Raw genomic sequence first — 6,000 nt, 5'->3', positions numbered from 1 at the left:
AGCAAGCACCCTTGGTTACTTGGGGTGCTTTTCCAAGTAACTCGCCGAAGGCGAAACGTCTGCCCCCAGGCAGACGCCCTTGATCTTCATGTCACGAGCGAAAGCGCAATACGGCAAAAAAACGGCACTGCTCTTGCCGCTTTCCTCCCATCGAGCGGAAATCCCTTGCCGCTTTTCTGTCATCCCCTTGCACCAACACCCCTGCAGCCCGCGAAAAACGGCACTTCCAGCAAGTGGCACGCACCTTGCTATAACTCCTGCACGTACATCTGGTCAGCCCTCAAAGGTCCCGACATGAGCATCAGTTTTGAAAACGCCCTCGGCATCCACGAAAAAGCGCTCAACTTCCGCGCCCAGCGTGCTGAAGTGCTGGCCAACAACATCACCAACGCCGACACCCCCAACTACAAGGCGCGTGACCTCGACTTCTCCAAAGTCCTGGCCGCCCAAAGCGACAAAAGCAACAACGGCCACTTCGCCCTCGACATGACCAACAGCCGTCACATCGAAGCCGAAGGCATGAGCGATGGCGAAGCCAGCCTGCTCTACCGCACCCCGTCGCAGCCGTCGCTCGATCAGAACACCGTCGACTCCCAGGTCGAAAACGCCAACTACGCCGAAAACGCCATCGGTTTTCAGGCCAGCTTCACCTTGCTCAACAGCAAATTCAAAGGGCTGGTTGCAGCCCTGCGCGGAGAGTAATCCATGTCCCTATCCAGTGTTTTCAATATTGCCGGTAGCGGCATGAGTGCCCAGAACACCCGACTCAACACCGTGGCCAGCAACATCGCCAACGCCGAAACCGTGTCCTCCAGCATGGACAAGACCTACCGCGCCCGCCATCCGGTGTTCGCCACGGTCTTCCAGGGCCAGGAATCCGGCGGCAGCGCCTCGCTGTTCGAAGACCAGGGTCAGGCCGGCACCGGCGTACAGGTTTCCGGCATCGTCGAAGACGCCTCCAACCTCGAAGCACGTTACGAGCCAAATCACCCGTCAGCCGACAAGAACGGCTACGTGTATTACCCGAACGTCAACGTCGTCAACGAGATGGCCGACATGATCTCGGCCAGCCGTTCGTTCCAGACCAACGCGGAAATCATGAACACCGCGAAAACAATGATGCAGAAGGTCCTGACCTTGGGTCAGTGATAAAGGGCGAAATCCATGACGGTCTCAAGCACAGACGCTACCTCGACGTTCCTCAAAGGGCTGCAAAGCACGACCCCCGGAACTACAGGCACCAGCACCAAATCCAGCACCGACACCAGCAGCCTCACCGGCTCAAGTTCGCTGGGTAAGGATTCATTCCTGCAATTGCTGGTCACGCAAATGCAGAACCAGAACCCGCTCGATCCTCAGGACAACAGCGAGTTCGTGGCCCAGCTGGCTCAGTTCAGCAGCCTGGAAACCATGCAGAACCTGAGCACCTCGGTCGACTCGATCAGCACCATGTATCAGTCGTCCCAGGCGTTGCAGGCCTCGTCGCTGGTTGGCCGCTCGGTAACCGTGGACGCAGGTTCCACCTACGTCGACACCAGCAAGGCCATGACCGGTTCGGTGGTGCTGCCATCGTCCAGCGCCGACACCACGGTGAAGATCTACGACAGCACCGGTACCAACGTCGTGCGCACCATCGATCTGGGCACTCAGAAGGCTGGCACCACGTCCTTCAGCTGGGATGGCCTGGACGACAGCGGCGCAGCGGTGGCAGCGGGCAATTACAGCTTCGTCGCCAACGGCAATCTGGACGGCACCGCTACTAATCTGAGCACCTATCTCCCGGCGACAGTGAGCAGCGTGACCATGGGCACAACGGGCTCTGACATGACGTTGAACCTTGCCGGCGGCACCCAGGTGGCACTGTCAAAAATCAAGCAAATCGGAATTTAGAGCCGACTAGACGGCGCAGGAGTTAATCATGTCTTTCAATGTTGGTCTTAGTGGGCTCTACGCCGCAAACAAAAGTCTCGACGTTACCGGCAACAACATTGCCAACGTCGCGACCACCGGTTTCAAATCTTCCCGTGCGGAATTTGCTGACCAGTACGCCCAATCGATTCGCGGCACCTCCGGCGGCACCAACACCGGCAGCGGCGTCACCACCGCCGCGGTTTCGCAGCAGTTCACCCAAGGCACGCTGAACACCGGTACCGGCCGCAGCCTGGACCTGGCGATCAACGGCAACGGCTTCTTCATGCTGAGCAACAACGGCGAAAAGCTGTACACCCGTGCCGGCGCATTTCACACCGACTCCGCCGGCTACATCATCAACGAAGCGGGCAATAACCTGCAGGGCTACAGCGTTGACGGTCAGGGCAATGTCTCCACCGGCGTGCTGAGCAACCTGCGTGTCGATTCGTCGAACCTGGCGCCGAAAAGCACCAGCTTGATCACTGTCGCTTCCAACCTGAACTCCTCGTCGACGGTTCCGACGGTTGCGACGTTCTCGCCGTCCGACACCAACAGCTACACCACCACCTACAGCACGCCGCTGTACGACAGTCAGGGTAACGAACACACCCTCGACCAGTATTTTTCGAAGACGGGCACCAATACCTGGACGATGTACAGCCTGGTCGATGGCCGCAGCATCAGCGATCCAAACTCCACTACTGCTGACGCGACCGCAGTGACCTTCGATTCGTCGGGTGGCTTGATCACCAGCGGCACCGGCGCGCCTGATACCACCAATTCGCCAAACGTGAGCGTGGGTACTGACGGCGTCTTCTCGATCAACAACTGGGTACCGGCCGCCAAGACCACCGTCGGCAGCACCACCACCTGGTCAAGCAACGGCGCGTCCGCCAACGCGGGCGGGATCAAGCTCAACATGCTGGCGACCACCCAGACCAACGCGGTCTCGGGTGCAATCACCAAGACCCAGGACGGTTACGCCACTGGCCAGATCACGGCGATGAACATCGACGCCACCGGCAACATGTTCGCGACCTACACCAACGGGCAGTCAAAGGTGATCGGTCAGGTGTCGTTGACCAACTTCGCCAACGTTCAGGGTCTGGCACCGGCGGGCGGCACCAACTGGCGCGAATCGGCCTCGTCGGGCATCCCGGTCACGGGCGCTCCACAGTCGGGTACGCTGGGTTACTTGACCGGGCAGGCGCTGGAAGAATCCAACGTCGACCTGACCGGTGAACTGGTCAACCTGATCAAGGCGCAAAGCAACTACCAGGCAAACGCCAAGACCATTTCGACGCAAAGCACCATCATGCAGACGATCATTCAGATGACCTGATAAAGGTCCCTGGATACGCTCGCTGAAGCCCCTCTCTGAGGGGCTTTTTTTATGCCTTTTTTTTGACTGAAATATCGAGAGCCGTCCCACTCTACAACTGGAAACTTCCTACTTTCGTCTTTGCGAGAATCAAGTTCGCTGACAAATAAATGCCATTGAGCGGCGTCGTTTACGCGGTCCGTTCGATTGCATTCCTTTGCCCGCGATCTCGATGCATTGACGAGCGTGTCGTTGAACAACGGCGCAGGGAGTGTTCATGTCATTCAACACAGCGGTTTCAGGGTTGCACGCGGCGCACAAGCGCATGGAAGTGGCCGGCAACAACATTGCCAACGTCCACACGTCCGGTTTCAAATCCTCACGCGCCGAGTTCTCGGCGGTCTATTCCTCATCCATGCTCGGGGGCAGCCGGACGGCCTCGGGTGATGGGGTGCAGGTGGCCAACGTTTCGCAGAACTTTGCGCCCGGCGGCGTCATCACCAGCGAGGGCAGGGCGCTTGATATGCGCATTCAGGGCAACGGTTTCTTTGTCATGAGTGACGCCGGTTCCATCAGTTACGGCCGGTCAGGGGCCTTCATCAAGGATGCACAGAATTTTGTCGTGGACTCCCACGGCAGCCGCTTGCAGGGCTATGGGGTGACAGATGCGGGGGAGGTGATCAGCGGCGTTCGCACGGACCTGAAGATCGACGCTGCCGACATGTCGCCCAAGGCCACCGGCAAGATGGAGCAGACCCTCAACCTGAATGCGGCGTCGCCGTCACTCGGCGCCATCCCGCGCTTCGACCCTGGCGACCCGACCACCTACACGCGGGTAACGGGGCGGCTGATTCAGGACGCCGGCGTTCCGCCACAGGATCACGAACTGAAGCAGTACTTCGTCAAGACTGAAGACGACAACTGGACGTCGTACATTCTCGTCGACGGCGTCAATCCGCTGGACCCCACCAGCACCGCTCCGCTGGAGATCGGTTTGCAGGTGTCTGCGGCGGGGAGGCTCTCGGTCACGGGTTCGACGGCGGCGGTGAAGATGATTTCCGACACCGAGTTGTCCCTGCAGAAGTGGCGTCCGGCGATCAACGTCAACGGCAGCTGGACCGCCAGCCCCGCGCCTGCGCCGGGCCCTATCTCACTGCCGTTGCTGGACGGTGGCCTGCCCGTGCTCGACCCGGCCGATTCGCTCATGCCGCGGCCCGTGCCGACCTTCAATCCGGCAGACATCACCACTTACACCAAGGCGTCCACCTACGGCGTGTTCGACAGCCTCGGCATGCGTCACGAGATTACCCAGTACTTTGTCAAAGACGGCAGCAACAGCTGGAAGATGCATACGCTGATCGACGGGCGTAACCCGCAGGACCCGACCAGTACGGCGCCGTCGACGGCAAGCATGCTGTTTGACTCCGGCGGCTCGCTGCAATCGCTGATCGGCAGTCAATGGCTGACCGCTGCCAACAACACCCTGACCCTCGAAGGCTGGGTGCCGGCCAAACCGCTGGACGGCAACAAACCGGGCGGGCGTTGGGGCGCGAACGGCGCGGTGGGAAATGCCGACGGGATTGTCATGGACTTCAACAAGATCAGTCAGCACAACGCCGCCACCGGCAGCAGCAACATCGTCATCGACGGGCACACGGCAGGGCAGGCCACCCAGCTGACGATCGACAAGAGCGGCATGCTGATGATCGGGTTCAGCAATGGTCTGCACCGCAATGTCGGTCAAGTCATGCTCGCCAGCTTCGCCAACAACCAGGGGCTGCAGCCGGTGAGTGACACCCGCTGGGTCGAAACCCTGGCCTCCGGCGTCGCCAATTACGACTCGCCGGGTGTCGGCACGTTGGGCAGCGTCATCGGGCACTCGCTGGAAGGCTCCAACGTCATGTTGACCAATGAGCTGGTGGAGCTGATCCAGGCGCAGACGGCCTATCAAGCCAACTCGAAAACCCTGTCGACGGAGGCGGAACTGATGCAGACCCTGATACGCGCGACTTGATGCGGGATTTAGCGTGAACGCGAAGGTGGGACCGGCTTCAGCCGGGAAGGCGGCGTGTCAGACAGTTGATTCATCACAGGCAAACCGCTTTCGCGAGCAAGCTGGCTCCTACAGGTCTTGCGTCGAGCAGGGATATCCGCTTGCGCCGAGATCAGTGTAGGACCGGCTTCAGCCGGGAAGGCGGCGTGTCAGACAGTTGATTCATCGCAGCTAAACCGCCTTCCCGAGCAAGCTCACTCCTACAGGCTCGGCGTTCGCCGGGATTTCAGCGTCATGCGCATAACCTGTGGGAGTCAGCTTGCTGACGAATGCGGTGGGTCAGACGAGAGGGGTGGCGCAGACAAACCGCCTTCGCGAGCAAGCTCACTCCTACAGGTCTTGCGTCGAGCAGGGATAGCCGGTTGTGCCGAGATCATTGTAGGACCGGCTTCAGCCGGGAAGGCGGCGTGTCAGGCAATCAAGCTGCAGCAGATCAAAACCCGTCAAATCGAACAATCCGACTTCACATACGCGGCGCTGATCCGGGTCCAGCCTTTGCCCGGGCTGGTCTGGGCGCAGACGGTACGGTGGGCGCCTTGCCAAAGGAAGTAAGGCGCCGGCGCCGCCCACACGGCAAACGAGCAGGCCATCAATGTAAAGAGCAGGGCGATGCGCAGACCCATGACAGTTTTCCGTAGCGACTCAAGCGAATTCATAAAACGCTGCAAGTTTCGCACCCCATGGAGAGTTTTCTGGCGCTCGCTGCCGTCGATGT

The 6,000-nt window shown here is 60.0% G+C and carries 6 protein-coding genes; 5 read left to right on the top strand and 1 reads right to left on the bottom strand.

Annotated elements, in window-relative coordinates:
• Window positions 1-294: 294 nt before the first annotated feature.
• From flgB to AC07RO_RS26675, 5 genes are all read left to right on the top strand, one after another.
• Window positions 295-702, top strand: coding sequence for a flagellar basal body rod protein FlgB (gene flgB / locus AC07RO_RS26695; RefSeq protein WP_192172652.1), 408 nt, complete (start codon window positions 295-297; stop codon window positions 700-702).
• A gap of 3 nt (window positions 703-705) precedes the next feature.
• A complete protein-coding gene (gene flgC / locus AC07RO_RS26690; RefSeq protein WP_133775926.1) occupies window positions 706-1,149 on the top strand; it encodes a flagellar basal body rod protein FlgC in 444 nt (147 codons plus the stop codon).
• Between the two features lie 15 nt (window positions 1,150-1,164).
• A complete protein-coding gene (locus AC07RO_RS26685) occupies window positions 1,165-1,890 on the top strand; it encodes a flagellar hook assembly protein FlgD (RefSeq protein ID WP_282371640.1) in 726 nt (241 codons plus the stop codon).
• A gap of 28 nt (window positions 1,891-1,918) precedes the next feature.
• Window positions 1,919-3,253 (top strand): flagellar hook protein FlgE, encoded by a 1,335-nt coding sequence (gene flgE / locus AC07RO_RS26680; RefSeq protein WP_192172650.1) that lies wholly within the window; start codon window positions 1,919-1,921, stop codon window positions 3,251-3,253.
• A gap of 256 nt (window positions 3,254-3,509) precedes the next feature.
• The gene (locus tag AC07RO_RS26675) at window positions 3,510-5,246 is read left to right on the top strand and encodes a flagellar hook protein FlgE (protein ID WP_495087518.1); all 1,737 of its coding nucleotides are present in this window, start codon (window positions 3,510-3,512) and stop codon (window positions 5,244-5,246) included.
• 482 nt (window positions 5,247-5,728) lie between these two features.
• On the opposite strand, the gene AC07RO_RS26670 is transcribed toward AC07RO_RS26675, so the two are convergent.
• Window positions 5,729-5,908, bottom strand: coding sequence for a hypothetical protein (locus AC07RO_RS26670; RefSeq protein ID WP_346629199.1), 180 nt, complete (start codon window positions 5,906-5,908; stop codon window positions 5,729-5,731).
• Between the last annotated feature and the right edge of the window lie 92 nt (window positions 5,909-6,000).

This window comes from Pseudomonas sp. GW821-FHT07F05 (assembly GCF_059418765.1).
Note: the sequence above shows the minus strand (reverse complement) of the source record. Positions and strands in the feature narration are given on the sequence as shown.

Coding starts and splice junctions, on each gene's coding strand:
- AC07RO_RS26675 (WP_495087518.1), top strand. CDS start 3,510: ATGTCATTCAACACAGCGGTTTCAGGGTTGCACGCGGCGCACAAGCGC.
- flgC (WP_133775926.1), top strand. CDS start 706: ATGTCCCTATCCAGTGTTTTCAATATTGCCGGTAGCGGCATGAGTGCC.
- AC07RO_RS26670 (WP_346629199.1), bottom strand. CDS start 5,908: ATGGGTCTGCGCATCGCCCTGCTCTTTACATTGATGGCCTGCTCGTTT.
- flgE (WP_192172650.1), top strand. CDS start 1,919: ATGTCTTTCAATGTTGGTCTTAGTGGGCTCTACGCCGCAAACAAAAGT.
- AC07RO_RS26685 (WP_282371640.1), top strand. CDS start 1,165: ATGACGGTCTCAAGCACAGACGCTACCTCGACGTTCCTCAAAGGGCTG.
- flgB (WP_192172652.1), top strand. CDS start 295: ATGAGCATCAGTTTTGAAAACGCCCTCGGCATCCACGAAAAAGCGCTC.